The following is a 19,024-nucleotide window of genomic DNA, read 5'->3' on the forward strand; positions in this document are numbered from 1 at the left end:
ATATGGATATCCCACCGGCAGCAGCCCACGATGCCGTGCAAGCCGAGAACCAGCCCGCCATCGATGCATTGCGACGCCTCGCCGGCACACGTGACGCCTTCATGCGCATGTACGGGGCGCAACCATCATTGAGCGAACCCGACGCCACGGGAGCGCAGCGACTGCTCGACGCGTTGCCTGCCTTCTGGGCGTCTCCGGAAACGGCCGGCGGCGAAACGCGCACTGCCATCCTCGCCCGCCATCTCGCCAGCGTAATGAAAGAGCAGGCCTCGCTCCGGGGTCTCGATGGCACGCTCGGCGACGACGCGGTCTCGCTCGCCACACGCGTTGCCACGGCAAGCGGTGCCACCCTACCCGCCGGCATACACGCGCGCGAACTGATCCTGGGTGACGCTCCCCATGCGGGGTCGCTGATCCTCGTCGACGACGGTACGCCCAACCTCGCTCTTCTGTTCACCGCTCACGGCGGATGGGAGGCCTTCGACTCCCTGGAGCGCCTCCTGGCGTCCACGCGTCGCAGGTTGCTCGAGTCGGTCGATGCCGCCGACGGCACCGGTCTTGAAAACGACACGTTTGCAGAAGCCAAGGCGCGGGGGGCGGTCGGTTCACGAGACATCGGCGATGCGGTCTTCGCCACACTGGCGAGGCGCATGATCGAGGTGCAGCGCGGCCGCATCGCACTGGCGGCGGACGACTTCGGCCTCGACATCGACGAACCCGATGCGGCAACCGACCTGGGCGACCGCGTTCGCTACGAGCTCTCTCCGGCGGCGATGCTGGACATCGACGCCATTGAACGCCTGCGCGAAGCCCGGCTACTCGAAGCCGTCGCGGCCACACGCCTGGCTGACGTGCCGGCAGGCGTCGCCGCAGCGTGGTACGAGGCGCTTGACGCATACAATGACGTCCTGGCCGCGGCATCGGCCGCTCGCTGGATGACGGGGGCGCAACAACCGTTGACCTTGCAGGCGTTCGCCTCGCGCGAACTCGCCGCGAGGCTCGCGTCCCTGGACATCGACATCTCGCCAGAGTCGATCTCCGTTGAAATCGTCCGGAAGAAGCTCCTGCCGGATCCACTCTCGGCACTCGATCCCCTGCCCGGATCGACGACAGCGCGGCACGTTTCGCTCATCGACCTCGCCTGCCAGAACATCGGCCGATTTTCCTTCGAAACCCTGCATGCGTTCGACGCGCAAGGGACCTCGCTGCGCAACCGTCTCGGTCATGCGGCGATCCGCGACATGGTGCGCGACCTGGATATCGCGAACCGCTACCAGCTTCATATCGAAAAGCATCTCCGCGCGGGATCGGGAGGCGCCCTGGCAAGAAAACTGGCCATCACGGTGCAGGCGGCGCAAATGCGCCTGGAGGCTGAGGAAGCACGTCTCTCGTACTACCTGCCCAAGGAGCCACGCTCGTTCATCGACGACCGGGAAGAGCGGGGATTTCGCTGGGTCGAGGCCGCGCTCGACGCGCCGGCCGGCCAGCGTCGCGTGAACAAGCACGAGATCGCGGTCTCGCAGCTCACCTACCGGCAGGTGCCGCTGGATGGCATCCTGATCTTCGCGTCGCGCGCGCCGAACAGTGCGCCGCGTATCGTCATGTACACACCCGGCGCACCGGATGATCTCAGGTTTCGCGAGTTCGACAGCCGGCAGGATGCCGCGAAGCGTTTTCTCTACCACCCCGCCTTCCGGGAGTACTTGCTCGATCGCCTGCCCGCCGAGTTCGCCACCGTCTCACCCAATGGCGCCATGCGCGAGTTCGCCGGTGACCGGCTCGCCCACTGGGTCCTTGGCGCCAGTGGCGATGCCTCGTACACGCGTACTACCGAGCCATTCGAAGAACGCGAGGTGCGAGGCGATTTTTTCGCGGCGGCCTATGACGCCACCGTCGAGAAGTATCGTCGCGATACGCGGTTCCTTGCCCGCTCCACGGCCGACGCCGATAGCGATGCATGGTTCGACTACGCGCAGGGTCGCTTCAACGTCGATCCCGCCTCCAGGCTCGTGGCGGCCGCGCTTGCCGAGGTACCCGCCAGCCTCGCTCGCCTGACGCAGGCATCCTGGCGCTTTTACGATCACGTAAAGGCGGGCGACACGGGACAGGCCGTCGTCGCCTTCACCGAGGGTTACGTCAACGCGCTCAACCTCATCGTTCCGCCCTTTGTCGGCGGCCGCCACGTCGCCGGGGCGATCGTGCGCTCCCGTGCCTCGACACGCGGCGTGACAAGCACGAGCGTGCGACTGACGCCGCCACGCGTCCGCTTCGACGATCGGTACGCCGCTCATGGCTTGCGCAAGCCTGGCAACCCCGACGCCGAAGGGATCTTTCACGTGGGCGGCCATGCGTACATCGAGCAGGACGCCACCTTTTTCCTGGTGCGCTACGACACGAACTACGGCCACTGGCGCCTCGCGCCCCCGAAGGGAGCCATGGATGCCCACTTCACCGGCCCACTGATAGAGCGAATCGATCAACAATGGGGCTACGCCCATGGTGTGGGGTTGCGCGGCGGCATGCGCCGATTCCGCGAGCGATTTGCCCGCGTCTCCGTGGCCGACAATACGCATCCACCCGTGGCCCCCGCCGTCGAGGTCGTTCCGCCCGCCGCTGCCCCACCCGCTCCAGCCGCCGCCCCGGCACCCAACGTCCCGTTTCCGCGTCCGGCCCTGCCCCTACCTCCCTCGATGGAGCCGTTGCGTGCCGAGATCTCCGCTGTGTTGGCGGACAACCCGAGTGCGTCTCCATTTGTCAGGCCAGACGGAACCCATCTCAAGTTCATCGTCCGCCCACGTAGCGCCGTGATCGTCTCGCCGCAACTCCATCCGGACATAACGGCGCTCAGCGCCCATCAACGACGTGTGTTCCTGCACGAGCTGGACGTCCAGTTCCCGCATGCAGGCGAACGCGCCGAGGTGCTGAATATCAGTGGGTGGGCACGCGACGATGGTCGTCGCGTCCCGTCGTCATGGAACCTGGCCGAGCACACGGATGTCCAGTCGCCGTCCATTTCGTCGTCGACGGGCGATGCGGCACCTGCAACCGCAAGTCTCACACCGAGCCAGCAGACGCGATGGGACAACGCGCTCGGCACCGCGAGGAATGCGCCTCGCTCACCCGAGCGTGCGCCGATCGCTTCCACCAGCGGGATCGTGACCGAAGCCCTCCCGAACACCGAAGTCGTGCCTTTTTACGACTGGCCCGAGCGCATCTGGTATTTCGGCGAACGCAACTTCCAGCTAGCGCCGAGCGGCGATGGCGTCACGCTGTCGCCGGGCTCGGCATGGCCAGGCACGAGCAGCGGACCACGCACCTATCCCGTCTCGGTGCTTCCCCCGGAAACGCCGGCCAGCCGGCTGTCCGAGGTGCTCGGCACATCGCCGGTCCATGAATCCACGCAACGCGACCCGCTTGGCTATTGGGTTCAGATCGACACGGCGGGTCTTCGCGATCGGCTCGTAGGAGCCCACCACATCCAGAGACCGTGGACGGGTCCTGGACTCGAGATGCGTCGGCGCCTCCTTCCCAATGGGGAATATCAGTACACGTTACATAGCAACGCGCCCATCACCGTCCCGTCGACGCACGTCATCAACGTCGGGCGTCGTGGTGATGCGCGTCTTCTCCCCCCAGTCCGTCACTGACAGATACAAACAAGGAAATCATCATGGATACGATGCCGCCGCAGGCCCCGCCTGCCCTTACCCAGAGTGCCTACCAGGAAGCGAGCGACGCCTTCGATCGCCTCGTCGCCCTGCAGGCCTGGCTCGCCACGGAAGACGCGCGCATTCCCGCCCTTCCCGACACGCTTGCGGCCGGCGCTCTGCCGGCGTACCTCGACGCCCTGTCGGCTTACTGGAACGCACCGCCGGGCCACGCGGCCGAAGGCACCTCGCGACGGGCGATGCTAGCCGCGCACCTGGCCACCGCCGCACGCGACCTGGCCGTCATCGGGCAGCATGACGGCGCACTCGACGACGACGCCCTCGCCCTGGTCCGCGACCTGGTGGCGACCGGCGCGGGCAACCTGCCCGCCCACCTCAGCGTCCACGAACCGATGTTCGGTTCCACCGTGTACTCGGGCGTCCTGCTCGTCCAGGATCAGCGCACGAGCGGCCGCATTCTGCTGTTTTCCGCCCAGGACGGTTGGACGGCCTTTTCCAGCCTGGCCGACGCCCTGGCCCGGATCGAGCAGCACGCCCGCCGCGCCCTGGTCATGACCCGCGACCTGCCCGGCATCGCCCGCCAGCACCTGACCTCCCTCGGGTCGGACTCCTTCGTCACCTCCCGGCCGATCGCCGGCCAACCCTTCGACACCCTTGTCGACGGGCTCATCCAGACCCAGCGCGACAAGCTCGAACAAGCAGCATTCGAGTTCGCCCTCGCCCCCCACGACTCGCCCACGCGGCAGACGACCTTTACCGATACCGCCTTCGCCGCCGTGCGTCTGGATAGCGCCGTCGACGTGGCCCACCTCCTCTCCGTGCGCCATGCCGCCATGATGGAGGCCTTCAACGACCAGCGGCTGACCCGTGTTCCCGCCAACGTCGCAAAGGACTGGCTGGATGCCGAGGCCATCCATCGCGCCACCCTGCCAGCGGTCCTCGCCCGCGAGGCCAGCGCCGGATGGGTCGCTCCGCCTTCGCTGACCGACTACACCACGACGGCCCTCGGAGAAAGACTGCGTGCCCTCGGGGTTACTCACAATCCGGCCGATATCCTGGTCCGGGTCGACCGCGGCTCCGACCCCGCCGCCTACCTGGAATCGCTGCAGGCCCTCTTCGAAGGACCGGTGCCGGCCGACATCCGCCTCATCGATCTCGCGTATCAGAACATCGCGGCCTTGGACCCGGTACGCCTGAGCGCCCACACGGGTGAGGGCGCGGCCCTACCCACGCTTGACGATGCCGCCATCCGCCAGCTCGTACGCGGCCTCGATGTCGCCTCCCGCTATCCCGCGCTGATCCAGACCACCTTCCGCTCCGGACCCGACGCCGCGCTTCGCCGCGAAAACGCTGCCAGCGTGCAACGCGCCCACATGGGGATGCTCGCCGCCGAGGCACGCCTTTCCTATTACCTTCCTGAGGCCCCCCGCTCGTTCCGCGACGATCATGCCGAGCGCGGCTACCAGTGGGTGCGGGCCGCGCTCGAAGCGCCCAACGCCGCCGACCGCGCCCGTGTCGAAGGCCACGAGATCGTCGTCCGCCAGGTGACCTACCAGGGCACCCCGTTGCGCGATGTCCTCGTCTTCGGTGTGCGCAACCCCGCCAGCGTCCCGACCATCGTGATGTACACCCCCGACGCCCCCGACGGCATCAGCTTCCGCGAGTTCGACGACCGCGCCCAGGCGAGCCGCCGTTTCCTCTACCATCCGGCCTTCCGCGAATACCTGCTCGACCGACTGCCCCTCGAGTACGCCCGGGTCCTGCCCAACGGCAGCGCCCGCGCGTTCGCCGGCGATCACCTCGCTCACTGGGTCCTGGGGGGTAGCGACGCAGATGCCTACACGCGCACCGCCGCGCGCTTCGAGGAGCGCGACATCGAGGGCGATTTCCTCGATGCCGCCTACGAGGTCGACGTGCAATTGGGCCTGCGCAACGTGCAGACCCTCACCCGCAGCGCCGAGCAGGCCAACTGGACCTGGCTGCTGGACCGCGCCCGTTCGAGCCTGGCGGACCGCCTGCTCCAGGATGCCATCCAGGGCGTCGTCAGCGCGCCGGCCCACGCCGCCCAAGCTGCCTGGCGCCTGTACGATACCCTGAAGGCCGGCGACAACGCCCAGGCCGTGGTCGATTTCGCCGAGTTCTACAACGCTTCGCTCATGGCCGCCGCGCCGGTGCAGGCCCTCGGCTCCGCCCCCCTGGCCCGCTCCATCCTCGGCGCGCGCTTCCGCCTCGCCGGCGGTCTCGTCCAGGCCCGGCCGGCCGTCCAGCCGGCCGTCGTCTTCGAGTCGGGCTACCTCGCCAGGGGCGTGCGCAAGACCGGCGCGCCCAATCGCGAGGGCATCTTCTCCATTCAAGGGGGCACCTATATCGAACACCGGAGCAAGCTTTACGGCGCCCGCTTCGACAGCGACATCGGCACCTGGCGCCTGAGCCGTCCCAACGGCAATGCCGCCTTCCGCGGACCGGCCATCCGCCGCGTCGGCGACGGCCAATGGGCGTATCACGAACTCGGCCCGCGTGGCGGCATGGTTCCCGCCGCCGCCGGGCGAGCGCTGGAGCCCGAACTCTATAATCACTACGTGGAAGAATTCGAAACCGCCTTCCCCGATCCCTTCGAACGCGATCTGGTCCGTACGCAATTGCGACGCGAGCTCACCGAGAACGTGACGGCTGCCAACGTCACTGCCGCGCAGCGCCTGCGCTGGAACGACGCCGTCACCCGCGCGCAAGCGCGCAGCCTGGCGAACGAAGCGCGAGGCGCCTATCCCTGGAACAACGTCCCGCACGACATGGTTGTCCCGCGGATACCCACGGACCTTTGGCGTGACGCGGGTTATGCCGTCGTCCCGTTGGCCGAGGTTCCCGAGGTGCTTTGGTACTACGGCAGCAAGCCCTTCAAGACCAGCACCCTCGAACGCATGCTCGCACCGGGGCGGGGGAATCGCGGATTCAGCCCGAACTGGGCAAGCATCCGTACCGAACTCGTCCACGGGGAAGTGAACGGCATTCGTCTCACTACGCTGCCGCCCACGGCACCGTTCGAGGAAATCCGCGCGGCTACGGGCCTTCTAGCGGCGCGCCGCGATACGTTTGCCGTGCGTATCTACCCACGAAGCATGCTCACGGTAAGGAACAACAACGCCATGCCGCAGGCTGGCCTGGTCGTGCGGGAGGGAGTGCCGCCGGGAAATTACGTCATGCGCCCACCCGGCACCGACCGTATCCAGTTCCATCAAGGCCAGCACGAGGTGATCCCGACGATGCCCTGAGCACGCCGCCGCCTGCAGGAGCGGGGCGAACGGGAGTACCATGCGCGGCATGGAAAACGAGAAAACCACCCACTTCGGCTTCCGCGACGTCCCCCTGGCCGACAAGCAAAAGCTTGTCGGCCAGGTCTTCACGTCGGTGGCGCGCAACTACGACCTGATGAACGACCTCATGTCGTTCGGCATCCACCGCTTGTGGAAGCGCCATTTCGTGGCGGTGAGCGGCGTACGCCGTGGTGACCGCGTGCTCGATCTCGCTGGCGGCACGGGCGACATCGCCGCTTTGCTCAAGCCCGTCGTCGGCGACGAAGGCGAGGTGGTGGTCGGCGATATCAACGCCGCCATGCTGGGCGTGGGTCGCGACCGCCTGACCGATCGCGGCCTCGTGGCGGGTCTGCGTTGGGCGCAGATGAATGCCGAGATGCTGCCGTTCCCGGACAACAGCTTCGACGCCGTCACGATCGCCTTCGGCCTGCGCAACGTCACCGACAAGGACAAGGCCCTCGCGGACATGCACCGCATCCTCAAGCCCGGCGGCCGTGCGCTGGTGCTGGAGTTCTCGAAGGTGCAGAGCCCGGTGCTATCCAAGCTCTACGATGTGCACTCGTTCAAGATACTGCCGCGGCTCGGCCAGTTGTTCGCCAAGGACGCCGACAGCTACCAGTATCTGGCCGAATCGATCCGCAAGCATCCCGACCAGGAAACCCTGAAGGGGATGATGCTCAACGCCGGCTTCGGGCATGTCGAAGTGCGCAATCTCAGCAACGGGATCGTTGCCATCCACCGCGCCTACAAACTGTAGGCGCGACGCAAGGGACGGGGCTTGGCCGGGGGTGGCATATACTGGCCGCTCGACTCCACCGGAACCCAGCATGCGCCTGCTTCCCGTCCTTGCCCTGGTCATGGCGTTTCCCGCCGTGGCCTTCGCCTCCGATCCGCATTCCTACGCGCAGCCAGACGCGGTCCGTGTCACCCATCTCGACCTGGACCTCAAGCTGGACTTCGACAAGCGCGAACTCGCCGGCCATGCGACGCTGAAGCTCGATTGGAAGGATGCCAAGGCGAAGGACCTGGTCCTGGACACGCGCGACCTGAAGATCGCCAGCGTGGAGGCCGTGGATGCGTCCGGCAAGGCCTCCCCGCTGAAGTTCGCACTGGCACCGCGCGACAAGGAACTCGGATCCAAGCTTACCATCGAGGCACCCGCGCACCCGGCAAACGTGCGCATCGCCTATGCGACGGTTCCCGAAGCATCGGGCCTGCAATGGCTGACGCTCGAACAGACGGCCAGCAAGAAGCAACCCTTCATGTTCTCGCAATCGGAATCCATCCACGCACGTTCGTGGGTGCCACTGCAGGATTCGCCCGCCATCCGCATCACCTACGATGCGCACATCAGCGCGCCGAAGGACGTCCGCGTCGTGATGAGCGCGATCAACGATGCGAAGCATCCGTTGAACGGCGACTTCTCCTTCGACCAACCGCACCCGATTCCCTCGTACCTGCTGGCCATCGCCGCCGGCGATATCGCGGTGAAGGAAACCGGTCCACGCAGTGCGGTTTACGCCGAACCCAGCATCGTCGGCAAGGCGGCTCATGAGTTCGAGGACACCGAGAAGCTGATCGAAACCACGGAAAAGCTGTACGGTCCGTATGCCTGGGGCCGCTACGACATCCTCGTGCTGCCGCCGTCGTTCCCGTTCGGCGGCATGGAAAACCCGAACATGACCTTTGCCACGCCGACCGTGCTGGTCGGCGACAAGAGCCTCGTCTCGCTGGTGTCGCACGAACTGGCGCATTCCTGGTCGGGCAACCTCGTCACCAATGCCGCCTGGCGCGACGGCTGGTTGAACGAAGGGTTCACCACCTACGTGCAAGGACGAATCACCGAAGCCGTCTACGGCAAGGCCCTTGCCGACGAGGAAGCACTGCTGTCCGCACGCGAGCTGCAGAAGACCATCGGCCACATGCCCCCGAACGCGCAGAAGCTCACGCCCGACCCGCGCGGCACGGACGCGGACGATGCCTTGTCCTCGGTTGCGTATGACAAGGGCTCCTGGTTTCTGCGCACCCTGGAACAGCGTTTCGGCCGCGACGTCTTCGACGCCTACCTGAAGGGCTACTTCGCCCACTTCGCCTTCCAGAGCATCGACACGGATACGATGTTCGCCTATCTCAAGACCAACCTGCTGGACAAATATCCGGGCAAGATGAGCGAAGCCGAGGCCCGCGCCTGGATCTGGCAACCGGGCATTCCGAAGGACGCGCCGCTGCCGTCATCGCCCCGCTTCGACAGCATCGACAAACAGCGTGAAGCCTTCCTCGCGGGCACGCTCGACGCCGCCAGGCTCGATGCGAAAAGCTGGAACACCCAGGAATGGATGTACTTCCTCGATCGCTTGCCGGACGTCACGCCGCTTGCCCGGATCAAGGAAATCGACGCCGCGTGGCACCTCACGGGCACGCCGAACGCCGAGATCGGCATGCGCTGGTACGTGCATGCCATCGCCGCCGGCGACAAGGACGTGTGGACCGCCGCCGGTGAACACATGGCCCGGATCGGCCGCCTGTACCTCACCACGCCGGTCTATCGCGCCTTCGCCCGTACACCGGAAGGCCTCGCCTTCGCCCGGCAGACCTACGCCGAGGCGAAGGACGGCTACCATCCGATGACCCAGCAGGCCGTGGAGCGCATCCTCGCCGGCACGTCGAAGAAGAAATAACGCACGAACTTGCGGCCTCCCTTCGGCCACAAGCCTTGCATCCTTCCGCGACGCCCCGCATCTTGCGGGGCGTCCTCCGTTCCAGGCTCCCCATTCCATGGCCAAGACCCCGATCTCCGCATCCCCCGATAGCCGCCCCCTCTGGCAGCGCCTGCTGCTGCGCCGGCTCAAGTTCCTCGTCGTGGTGGCGCTGGTACTCGGCATCGGCGCGGGGCTCGTCTACCTGTTCGCCCCTTCGCTGCTGCTCAAGGCCGATGCGGCACGCCTGGCGATGGCATCGCACGTCGAGAAGAAAACCATCGTCGCTGGCGATACCACCTGGTCGTACTACGAAGGAGGCGACGGCCCCACGATCGTCCTCCTGCACGGTTTCGCCGCGAACAAGGAGACCTGGCTGGAAATGGCCAAGGGCCTGACCGACCATTTCCACGTCGTCATCCCCGACCTGCCCGGCTGGGGCGAATCGTCGCGCAACGACGGCGGCGACTACGGCATTCCGGCGCAGGCGGCACGCCTGGAGGCTTTCGCGGCGGCCGTCGGCGCCCAACGCTTCCTCCTGGTCGGACAGTCGATGGGCGGCGCGATTGCCGGGGTCTATGCGGAACAGCACCCTGAGCGTGTCGCCAGCCTCGTCCTGATGAGTTCGCTGGGATTGACCTTCAAGGACAACGATTTCACCCGCGAGGTGAAGGCGGGAGTGAATCCGTTCCTCTACAGCGACCGCGCCGGACTGGAAGCGCTGCTGGCGCGAATCTTCCTCACGCCGCCGCATATCCCGGGCCGCCTGGAAGATGCCTTGGTCGCACGCAACCAGAAGGACCACGCGTTCATCGAGCGCACCTTCAACCAGCTGAAGCAACCGGCACAGGCGTTCGCGCTCGATCCCGTCATCGGCAAGCTGCCCATGCCCGTCCTGGGCCTCTGGTGCCGCGAGGACAAGCTCATCGACGTGTCGGCGCTGGATACGCTGCGCGGAGGGCTCAAGAGTTCGCCGTCCATCGGCGCCACCATACTGAACGGCTGCAACCACATGCCGATGCTCGAGAAGCCGGAAGAAACCGCGCGCATCATCACGGGATTCGCGCTCGCGCACTGACCTGGCTTGGCCGGGAGCCGCCCTCATGGTGGGAGCCGACCCTGTCGGCGATACAGACTCGAGAGCCTAATCGGCCACGTCCGCGATAAGCCTGTCCAACTGCATCTTCAGTCCGCTGCCGTTCGCGCGCAGCCAGGCACGCTGTTCCCCGTGGTCGGGGAACACGCTCTCCACCCAATGCCAGAACTTCGGTGAGTGATTGCGCACCTTGAGGTGGCAAAGCTCATGCACGAGCACGTAGCGCAACGCGGCGGGCGGCGCCAGCGCCAGGGCGAGGTCCAGGTTGATCCTGTCCCGCGTGTCCAGGCTGCCCCACAGGCTCTTCAGCGGACGGATACGCAAGGCCGTGGGGGCCGCGTTGATCTGCGGAATGTAGGCAGGCAGCCAGCGCGAGACGTCGCGGCGGATCTGAGCTTCGAAGTAGGTAGCCAGCAGGCCGCGGGCGACGAGCAACGCCCGCGTGTGCGGCCGGGGAAGGGCCAGGGTCAACAGGCCAGGCTCGTGCTCCACCCGAGGGTAGGAACCTTCCGACCAGTCGAGGGTGATCTCCTCGCCACGGAAGGGAAACGTCGTGGGTACGCCTACGCGCAGTGGCGGCAAGGGCTGGGCATCGAGGTTGAATTCGCCGAGCTTCTGCTCCAGCCAATCGGCGTGATGGCGGAGGAAGGCCGTCATCTGCGCCGTATGCGTGCCGTTGGGATAGGTGAGACGCGCGCCTTTGGGCGTGACCGTCAGGCGCAAGCGGCGGGCACGCGGATGCGCCGCCTTGAGCACACGGATGGTGCCACCCGTGGGGGTTGCCAGTTCCAGCCAGTCGCCTTCGTTCGATGCCATGTCGCGAGTCTCGTGTCGATCCCGACGAACATCCCACCAAGCCATATCATTACCTGCGACGCCGACGCCCGATCAATCCGGACGCGGCAACTTGAACCATTCTTCCAGCTTGCCCAGCAGGCGCTCGTATTCGAGCGCCATGAGGGAGAAATTCGCGTCCATCTCCGCCGCGGCCGATTCAGGGCTGTCCGCCTGCTCGTCCAGGACGACGTCGGTGAACTTGATTTTACGCAGGATCAGGTCCTCGCCAAGTACAAAGGAGATGCGGTCGTCGAACACCAGTCCCAACTGGAAGACCTGTTTTCCGGTCCGCAGGTGTTCGCGAATCTCATCCGTATCGAGATCCTGGCGGCGGCACCGGGCGATGGCGCCCGCCGCCGTGGCGGGGTCACGCAGCTCGCACTCGTCGCCCAGGGCCAGCCCGGCCGGCAGCTCCCCCGAGGCGACCCAATGGGTCATGAGGATCCGGGGCGACTCCTCGGGCGCCAGCGGCACGGCCGGGAAGCTGCCCAGCGCCTCACGGACCTGGCTGAGCGTGTTTTCAGCCGACTTCCGGCTGGACGTGTCCAGGACCAGCCACCCGTTCTTCTTGTCCGCATAGGCCTTCATGCGCGAACTGCGCACGAACGCACGCGGAAGCAGTTCGTTCATGACGTCATCCTTGATCTTCTTGCGCTCGCGGCCGCCGACCTTGCGCCCTTCCTCCTCGGCGATCTTCTGCACGCGGTTGGCCAGCTCGTCGTTTACGACCGAGGACGGCAGGAGCTTATCTTCGCTGCCGACCGTGACCATCGTGTTGCGTCCGACGCTATGGGTCAGGCCCTCTTCGTGACGGCCCAAGGGGGAGACGAAACCGCGGGTGGCCATTTCCAAGGGGCCGACCGGACGCAGCCGATGTTCGGGAAGCACCTCGTCGAGGCGCTCCAGGTCGGCCGCGACGGATTCGGAAAAGCGGAACAAGGTCAGGTTGCGGAAAAACATGTATCGATGAATCTCATGCGAAGGGATGGCCACGGCGGGCGCTGTGCGCCCACCGGCGAAAAGGCTTTGTCAGGGGGTCAGACGACGCGGGCGATGGCTTCGGCCACGCGGTCGATATTGCCCTGGTTGAGCGCGGCGACACAGATGCGGCCCGTGCTCACGGCGTAGATGCCGAACTCCACGCGCAGGCGCTCCACCTGCGCCGCCGACAGCCCGGAATACGAGAACATGCCACGCTGGCGCTCGATGAACCCGAAGTCGCCGACCTTGGCCAGGCGCTCGGTCAGGCCGCTGCGCATGGCGCGGATGCGCTCACGCATGTGGCCAAGTTCCGCTTCCCACGTCGCGCGGAGATCGTCGTGATTGAGCACGGCGGACACCACCGCGGCACCGTGCGTCGGCGGATTGGAATAGTTGGTGCGGATCACCCGCTTCAACTGCGACTGCACACGCACCGCCTCGTCATGCGAAGCGGTGACGATCGACAGCGCGCCGACACGTTCGCCGTACAGGGAGAACGACTTGGAGAACGAACTGGCGACAAAGAATGCGATATCCGTCTCGGCGAACAGGCGCACCGCCTCGGCATCCGCCGCGATGCCGTCACCGAAACCCTGGTAGGCGATGTCGAGGAAGGGCACGAGGCCTCGTTCCTTCACCGTCGCGATCACGCGCTTCCAGTCGTCGGAGCCGAGGTCGACACCCGTGGGATTGTGGCAACAGGCGTGCAGCACGACGATGGCGCCGGTGGGCAGCGTCGCCAGCCCGCCGAGCATGGCTTCGACGTCCACGCCATGCGTCGCGGCGTCGTAATAGGGATACTCCACGACCTGGAAGCCCGCGCCTTCGAACAAGGCACGGTGGTTTTCCCAGCTCGGATTGCTGATCGCCACCGGGACGGACGGGTTCAGCCGCTTCAGGAAGTCGGCGCCGACCTTCAATGCGCCCGTACCTCCGAGCGCCTGTGCGGTGACCACGCGCCGGTCGGCCAGCAAGGGCGAGGTCTCGCCGAAGAGCAGTTTCTGCACGGCGCTGTCGTACAACGCGATGCCGTCGATCGGCAGGTAGCCACGCGGCAGCTGGGCTTCCAGCCGTGCCCTCTCGGCCTCGCGCACGGCGCGCAGCAGCGGCACGTGGCCGTGTTCGTCGTAGTACACGCCCACGCCGAGATTGACCTTGTCGGTACGGGTATCGGCACCGAAGGCCTCGTTGAGGCCGAGGATCGGATCGCGCGGCGCGAGTTCGACGGAAGAGAACAGGGTCATGATCGGCAGGCCTTGAAGCGTGTGAAGGGAGATGATCAGTCGTTGTCGTCGGCGGCGTCGCCACCCGCGAGCCAGGCGCGCGTGTCGGCGCGTGGAGCGTCGGCACGTGAGCCGAGGGCGGCGAAGTCGAACAGGTTTCGGTCGGTCAACTGCGACGGGGCGATGTTGCCCATCGCGCGAAAGATGGTTTCGCTCCGGCCGGGATGGGCTTTCTCCCAATCGGCCAGCATGCGCTTGACCACCTTGCGCTGCATGTTTTCCTGCGAACCACACAGGTTGCAGGGAATGATCGGGAAGGCCCGCGCCTCGGCATAGGCCGCGATGTCGTCCTCGCGGCAATACGCGAGCGGACGGATCACCACGTGACGCCCATCGTCCGATAGCAGCTTCGGCGGCATCGCCTTCAGGCTGCCCTGATAGAACATGTTCAGGAAGAATGTGCCGAGGATGTCGTCACGGTGGTGGCCGAGCGCGATCCGCGTGATGCCGTTGTCGGCCGCCCACTGGTAAAGCGCGCCGCGGCGCATGCGCGAGCAGAGGCTGCACATCGTCTTGCCCTGGGGGATGACCCGGGTCACGACGCTGTAGGTGTCTTGTTCGATGATGTGGAAGGAAACACCCCGCGCCTTGAGGTACTCCGGCAGCACGTGCTCGGGGAAGTCCGGCTGCTTCTGGTCGAGGTTGACCGCGATCAACTCGAAACGGACCGGGGCCTTCGCCTGCAAGGACAACAGCATGTCCAACAAGGTGTAGGAATCCTTGCCGCCGGAAAGGCACACCATCACCTTGTCCCCGTCCTCGATCATGCCGTAATCGGCGATCGCCTGGCCGACCTGGCGACGCAGGCGCTTGGCCAGCTTGCCTGTCTCGTAGGTCTGCTTGCGCGTGGCTTCAGGGGAGGCGGACATGGTGCGGCGATGACTTCATGCGGGGGGCTGGTCCCCCTATTGTAGCCGCTGCGGGCCCGCCCGCCCGGGGTTACAATCGGCGCTTCCCTCGCCGTCCGGCCCAATGCCATGCAGGTTCAGGACCCAGCAGAACTCAACCAGCGCCTCGCCGAGCTCAAGGTGGAGCACCGCGACCTCGACGCCGCCATCGAGCACCTGGCGGCGGCGATCACCCGCGACGAGCTTCAGCTCACCCGCCTGAAAAAGCGCAAGTTGCTGCTGAAAGACACCATCGCCCGGATCGAAAGCCGGCTGATTCCCGACCTCGACGCCTGAGCCATCCATGATCCCCGTACGCCTGGAAAACGCCTACGTCACCCTGGAACCGCTGGCCCTCGCCCACATCGGCCCGCTCGAGCGCGCCGCCGCCGACGGCAACCTCTGGAATCTCTGGTTCACCTCCGTACCCGCCCCGGGCCGCATGACCGACTACGTGGAGTCGGCACTGCGCGGCCAGGACGAGGGGCGGATGGCGCCATGGGTGGTTCGGGAGAACGGCAGCGGGGAGATCGTCGGTTCCACGCGGTATTACGACATCGTGCCCGATCCTTTCCGCGTGGCCATCGGCTACACCTGGTATGCGCGGCGCTGGCAGCGCAGCCATGTCAACACCGCGTGCAAGCACCTGCTGCTGGCGAACGCCTTCCAGAACGAGGGTGTGGTCGCGGTGGAATTCCATACCGACGCCTACAACCAGGATTCCCAGCGGGCGATCGAGAAGCTGGGTGCGAAGCGCGAAGGAATCCTGCGCGCCCACAAGCGACGCCCGGATGGCTCCCTGCGTGACACGGTCTGCTACAGCATCCTCGCCACCGAGTGGCCCGACGTGGACAAGTGGCTGGAGCTGCGGCTGAAGCGTCTCGCTCCAGCCGATTCCTGAGACCAGCGGCGCACCTCAGCGGGACGCCACCGCCTCGCCACCGGACGGCCGCACCACGAGCGTGGCCGTCATGCCGGCCGCCAGCACCGTGCCGGGCGGCAGGTGTGCGGTATCGATCTTCACGCGCACCGGCACGCGCTGGGCCAGGCGAACCCAGTTGAAGGTGGGGTTCACATCCGCAAGCAGATCGCTGCCGGTCGGATTGTCGGCATCGGTGATGCCCCGCGCGACACTCTCCACCGTGCCCTTCAGGTCGACTCCGCCGCTCATGAGGCGGATGTCGACCGGGTCGCCGACACGCAAGCCGGGCAGCTTGGTTTCCTCGAAGTACCCGTAGATCCAGTACGAATCGCTATCGATCAGGGCGAGCCGTGCCGCACCAGCGCTGGCGTAGTCGCCGATGCGAACATCGAGATTGGTGACATAGCCATCCACCGGCGCGCGCACCTCGGTCCGGTCGAGGTTGAGTTGCGCGGAAGCGAGTTCCACCCGGGCCTGGGCCACGGCGGCCAGCGCCTGCTGTTGTGCGGCGCTTGCCTGCTTCGTGCTCGCCTGCGCCTGCTGCCAACCGGCGCGCGCGGCATTCGCGGCGGCCATGGCATTGGCCTTGTCCTCCGCGGAGATGACGTTGTTGATCAGCTTTTGCCGGCGCTCCGACTGCGCTTCGTACATCTCGTAATTCGACCGGCTCTGCTGGGCACCGGCCGTGGCCGCGTTGATGTTCGCGCCCGCGGCGCGCGCGGCGGCCTCGGCGGCGGCGAGATTGGCCTGCGCCTGCGCGACCGCGTTCTGGTACCGCGCCTTGTCGACCACGAAGAGCAGGTCGCCCTTCTTCACCGTCTGATTGTCGATGACACGCACGTCGGTGACGAGACCCGCGACGTCGGGCGCGATCCGTACGATCTCCGCACGCACGCGGCCATCGCGCGTCCACGGGGAATACATGTAGTGCTTCCACAGCGCATGACCGACGAAGGCCGCGAAGACGACGACCACGGCGGTCACGGCGAAACGGATGAGACTGGCGAATTTCATGGCGGGATCACTCAGTACAGGAACAGCGCCAGGGCGCCGAAGACACAGACGAAGACGGCAAGGCGGAACAACGGCGGATGCCAGACCAGGCGGTACAGGCCGAAACGGCCGGCCAGCCCGTCGAGCAGCCACAGAAGAAGCAAGGCCAGGACGAAGAAGACGAGCAACCCCGGCACGAGGGCGTCGCCGAGTGCGATCTCACGAGGCATGGGGGATTTCCTTGCCGAGAGGCGCGTCGGGCATGTACGCGGCGAGCACGGACTCGCCGTCGAGCAATGCCATGCGCACGAGATGAAGGTGTTCGAGCAGGTGTGCGACGCCGTCATGCTCCCCGACGCTGGCGATCGCCGTGGCGACGGCGTCGCGCGCCAGCAGGTAACCCCGCGCATCGGGCTTCTCGTAGAAGCGCGACAACGTGCCCAGTGCTTCTTCGAGGTAGGGCCGCAACGTCGCCGGCAGTTCACGACGGGCCATGTCATGGCGCAGTTCGATCAGTGCGCGACCGGTTTCATGTACCGCCAGGGCCCAGGCAATCAGCGCGCGCGAATCGGCGCTGCCCGGCTCGGTCTGCGCGACCACCTGGCTCACGAGATCGTGGTTGACGCTCTCGAAACGGTGGCGAAGGCCCGGCAGCGGCGCTTCCGCGGCGAGCGCCACCTGCCCGCGCAACCGCGCCAGCTGGCGACGTCGCAACCACGCGCTGCCGATCGCCGGGGGAATCACCACGAACGAGACGGCCGCCGCGCCAAGCCCGATGACCTGGGCGATCGCATCGTTGATGAAATGCGCAGGATCGTAGGTCTGCACGTTCTTCAGGGCGAGGATGTAAGCGAAGCCCATGGCCCAGCCAAGTCCATACGATGCGAACCGCTGGGTCATCATCATGACCAGGCCCACGGCGAGGAAGGGCGCGACGCCGACCACGAGCAAACCGTATCCATCCAGCTGCGTCAGCACGAAGAACTCACAGACGAAACCCGCGACCATGCCGGAGAGATAACCAAGCATCACCAGCCAGGTGACCCGGGTGGGGTTCGGCGTCGTGGCGAAGAGTCCGGCGAAGATGGTCGCGAGCAGCATCGCGCTGGAACCCATGGGCCATGCACTGGCGATCCAGAACGCGCCTAGCACCAACATGGTCAGCGTCGTGCGAACGGTGGCGACGCCGGCACCGAGGAAGTCGTTGCCACGGTCGAAACGGACGCGCTCGGCAGAACCGGCGATGACGCGCGGCGTTTGCAAGGTCGCTGCCGCGTCCACATAGTCGTGCAGCTCATCGACGAAGCGAAGTAGCAATGCGGCACCGGTATCGAAGTCACGCAGATCCTGTGTGTCGTCGAGGGTGGCGCGCAATGCACCGGTGTTGCCTCGCATCGTGTCGCGCGCGGCTGCCAGCCTCGGCAGCAGCACGCGCGCTGCCGCACCCGCCTCGATGGGCACGTCCAACCCTTCGCCCAGGGGGGCGTAGAGACGGATCAGCAGGTTCGCCGCCGTATCGCGGCGTGCCCGCTTCAGCCGGTTAATGAGGTGATGCAACGACTGGAAGCTGGTCGACGCGGCCATGAAACGCTGGTTGAAGAGGCGCAGGTGGTTGCTGCGTGCACGTGCTTCGGCATCCTCGAAGATGACGGAGCTACGCAAGTCCTCCAACGAGACGGCCGTGCGCACGAAGCGCAGGTGCGCTTTCTCCATGGACTCGCGAGGGATGGCGCCACCCGTGCTGTCGCGGACGAAGGCGACGAAGTTAGCGAACTGTTCGCGTGCCGTGCGACGTAGCACGTCGCGCATGCGGCTCGGGAAGACGACATCGCTGACGACGCCGCTGACCAGCAGGCCGAGCAACACCTCGCTGATGCGTGCCGTGGCCGAATCGAACACACCCGGCGGGTTCTCGATGACCGGAATGGCGACGATGGCGGCGGTATACCCCCCGAGGACGAAAGCGTATGACTTGAAGTTGCGGTACAACGTGGCGCCACCGGCACAGATGCCGATCCACAGCGAAAGGGCCAGGAGGAAGAGGTCGCGCTGCTGTGGAAAGGCGGCCACGATACCGACCGCCGCCGTGGCGCCGGCCAACGTACCCAGCGCGCGATAGAAACTTTTCGCCAGCACCATGCCGGCTTGCCGGTTGGCGACGATGATCGTCGTCAACATCGCCGTGGATGGCGCAGGCAGATCCAGGCGCATCGCGATCCAGCCGGTGAGAAAGAACGCGATCAGGGTCTTGGCCACGAACAGCCATACCGACGCTTCCTCGCGAAGCGTCTCGACGACGACCTGTCGCGTCAGGGGCACGCGGGTTGAAAGATTGGCAGCGGACATGACG

14 protein-coding genes are annotated in these 19,024 nt (G+C 66.3%); 7 read left to right on the plus strand and 7 right to left on the minus strand.

Translation table 11 applies throughout. The features are described from left to right. The first annotated feature begins 2 nt into the window (after positions 1-2). From ACR9Y6_RS13750 to ACR9Y6_RS13770, 5 genes are all read left to right on the plus strand, one after another. Complete coding sequence (locus ACR9Y6_RS13750; RefSeq protein ID WP_481281786.1) at positions 3-3,647, plus strand: dermonecrotic toxin domain-containing protein; 3,645 nt, start codon at positions 3-5, stop codon at positions 3,645-3,647. 23 nt (positions 3,648-3,670) lie between these two features. Further along, positions 3,671-6,937, plus strand: a complete 3,267-nt coding sequence (locus tag ACR9Y6_RS13755) for a hypothetical protein (protein WP_481281787.1) — start codon at positions 3,671-3,673, stop codon at positions 6,935-6,937. A gap of 49 nt (positions 6,938-6,986) precedes the next feature. Next, positions 6,987-7,736, plus strand: coding sequence for a bifunctional demethylmenaquinone methyltransferase/2-methoxy-6-polyprenyl-1,4-benzoquinol methylase UbiE (ubiE, locus tag ACR9Y6_RS13760; protein WP_426287970.1), 750 nt, complete (start codon positions 6,987-6,989; stop codon positions 7,734-7,736). A gap of 70 nt (positions 7,737-7,806) precedes the next feature. Next, the gene (locus ACR9Y6_RS13765) at positions 7,807-9,657 is read left to right on the plus strand and encodes a M1 family metallopeptidase (protein WP_481281788.1); all 1,851 of its coding nucleotides are present in this window, start codon (positions 7,807-7,809) and stop codon (positions 9,655-9,657) included. 97 nt (positions 9,658-9,754) lie between these two features. Next, complete coding sequence (locus tag ACR9Y6_RS13770; RefSeq protein ID WP_481281789.1) at positions 9,755-10,753, plus strand: alpha/beta fold hydrolase; 999 nt, start codon at positions 9,755-9,757, stop codon at positions 10,751-10,753. A 66-nt stretch (positions 10,754-10,819) separates the two neighbouring features. Here the strand turns inward: ACR9Y6_RS13770 and ACR9Y6_RS13775 are convergent, their stop codons facing one another. The 4 genes from ACR9Y6_RS13775 to ttcA form a co-directional block, all read right to left on the minus strand. After that, the gene (locus ACR9Y6_RS13775; protein WP_481281790.1) at positions 10,820-11,587 is read right to left on the minus strand and encodes a M48 family metallopeptidase; all 768 of its coding nucleotides are present in this window, start codon (positions 11,585-11,587) and stop codon (positions 10,820-10,822) included. A gap of 72 nt (positions 11,588-11,659) precedes the next feature. Further along, positions 11,660-12,568 (minus strand): recombination-associated protein RdgC, encoded by a 909-nt coding sequence (locus tag ACR9Y6_RS13780; protein ID WP_481281791.1) that lies wholly within the window; start codon positions 12,566-12,568, stop codon positions 11,660-11,662. 77 nt (positions 12,569-12,645) lie between these two features. Next, a complete protein-coding gene (locus ACR9Y6_RS13785; protein WP_481281792.1) occupies positions 12,646-13,833 on the minus strand; it encodes an amino acid aminotransferase in 1,188 nt (395 codons plus the stop codon). Positions 13,834-13,868: 35 nt separating this feature from the next. Then, a complete protein-coding gene (gene ttcA / locus ACR9Y6_RS13790; protein WP_481281793.1) occupies positions 13,869-14,741 on the minus strand; it encodes a tRNA 2-thiocytidine(32) synthetase TtcA in 873 nt (290 codons plus the stop codon). A gap of 108 nt (positions 14,742-14,849) precedes the next feature. Between ttcA and ACR9Y6_RS13795 the strand changes: the two genes are divergently transcribed. Continuing rightward, a complete protein-coding gene (locus tag ACR9Y6_RS13795; RefSeq protein ID WP_481281794.1) occupies positions 14,850-15,056 on the plus strand; it encodes a YdcH family protein in 207 nt (68 codons plus the stop codon). A 7-nt stretch (positions 15,057-15,063) separates the two neighbouring features. Further along, complete coding sequence (locus tag ACR9Y6_RS13800) at positions 15,064-15,660, plus strand: GNAT family N-acetyltransferase (protein ID WP_481281795.1); 597 nt, start codon at positions 15,064-15,066, stop codon at positions 15,658-15,660. 15 nt (positions 15,661-15,675) lie between these two features. Here the strand turns inward: ACR9Y6_RS13800 and ACR9Y6_RS13805 are convergent, their stop codons facing one another. Genes ACR9Y6_RS13805 through ACR9Y6_RS13815 form a run of 3 tightly spaced genes read right to left on the minus strand, consistent with a single transcriptional unit; the run spans position 15,676 to position 19,020 of the window. Then, on the minus strand, positions 15,676-16,695 hold the full coding sequence (locus ACR9Y6_RS13805) for an HlyD family secretion protein (protein WP_481281796.1): 1,020 nt from the start codon (positions 16,693-16,695) through the stop codon (positions 15,676-15,678). 11 nt (positions 16,696-16,706) lie between these two features. Continuing rightward, entirely contained in the window at positions 16,707-16,904 is a 198-nt protein-coding gene (locus ACR9Y6_RS13810) for a DUF1656 domain-containing protein (protein ID WP_371023683.1), read from the minus strand. Continuing rightward, on the minus strand, positions 16,894-19,020 hold the full coding sequence (locus ACR9Y6_RS13815) for an FUSC family protein (protein WP_481281797.1): 2,127 nt from the start codon (positions 19,018-19,020) through the stop codon (positions 16,894-16,896). Before ACR9Y6_RS13815 ends, ACR9Y6_RS13810 begins: the two co-directional genes overlap by 11 nt. Positions 19,021-19,024 lie beyond the last annotated feature (4 nt).

The sequence above is a fragment of the Luteibacter sp. TLI7-4A genome (genome assembly GCF_056754745.1).

What these genes read in the sequence shown, in the direction of transcription:
- ACR9Y6_RS13775 (WP_481281790.1), bottom strand. Translation starts at nt 11,587, where the DNA reads ATGGCATCGAACGAAGGCGACTGGCTGGAACTGGCAACCCCCACGGGT.
- ACR9Y6_RS13815 (WP_481281797.1), bottom strand. Translation starts at nt 19,020, where the DNA reads ATGTCCGCTGCCAATCTTTCAACCCGCGTGCCCCTGACGCGACAGGTC.
- ACR9Y6_RS13750 (WP_481281786.1), top strand. Translation starts at nt 3, where the DNA reads ATGGATATCCCACCGGCAGCAGCCCACGATGCCGTGCAAGCCGAGAAC.
- ACR9Y6_RS13765 (WP_481281788.1), top strand. Translation starts at nt 7,807, where the DNA reads ATGCGCCTGCTTCCCGTCCTTGCCCTGGTCATGGCGTTTCCCGCCGTG.
- ubiE (WP_426287970.1), top strand. Translation starts at nt 6,987, where the DNA reads ATGGAAAACGAGAAAACCACCCACTTCGGCTTCCGCGACGTCCCCCTG.
- ACR9Y6_RS13810 (WP_371023683.1), bottom strand. Translation starts at nt 16,904, where the DNA reads ATGCCTCGTGAGATCGCACTCGGCGACGCCCTCGTGCCGGGGTTGCTC.
- ACR9Y6_RS13805 (WP_481281796.1), bottom strand. Translation starts at nt 16,695, where the DNA reads ATGAAATTCGCCAGTCTCATCCGTTTCGCCGTGACCGCCGTGGTCGTC.
- ACR9Y6_RS13795 (WP_481281794.1), top strand. Translation starts at nt 14,850, where the DNA reads ATGCAGGTTCAGGACCCAGCAGAACTCAACCAGCGCCTCGCCGAGCTC.
- ACR9Y6_RS13770 (WP_481281789.1), top strand. Translation starts at nt 9,755, where the DNA reads ATGGCCAAGACCCCGATCTCCGCATCCCCCGATAGCCGCCCCCTCTGG.
- ttcA (WP_481281793.1), bottom strand. Translation starts at nt 14,741, where the DNA reads ATGTCCGCCTCCCCTGAAGCCACGCGCAAGCAGACCTACGAGACAGGC.
- ACR9Y6_RS13800 (WP_481281795.1), top strand. Translation starts at nt 15,064, where the DNA reads ATGATCCCCGTACGCCTGGAAAACGCCTACGTCACCCTGGAACCGCTG.
- ACR9Y6_RS13755 (WP_481281787.1), top strand. Translation starts at nt 3,671, where the DNA reads ATGGATACGATGCCGCCGCAGGCCCCGCCTGCCCTTACCCAGAGTGCC.
- ACR9Y6_RS13780 (WP_481281791.1), bottom strand. Translation starts at nt 12,568, where the DNA reads ATGTTTTTCCGCAACCTGACCTTGTTCCGCTTTTCCGAATCCGTCGCG.
- ACR9Y6_RS13785 (WP_481281792.1), bottom strand. Translation starts at nt 13,833, where the DNA reads ATGACCCTGTTCTCTTCCGTCGAACTCGCGCCGCGCGATCCGATCCTC.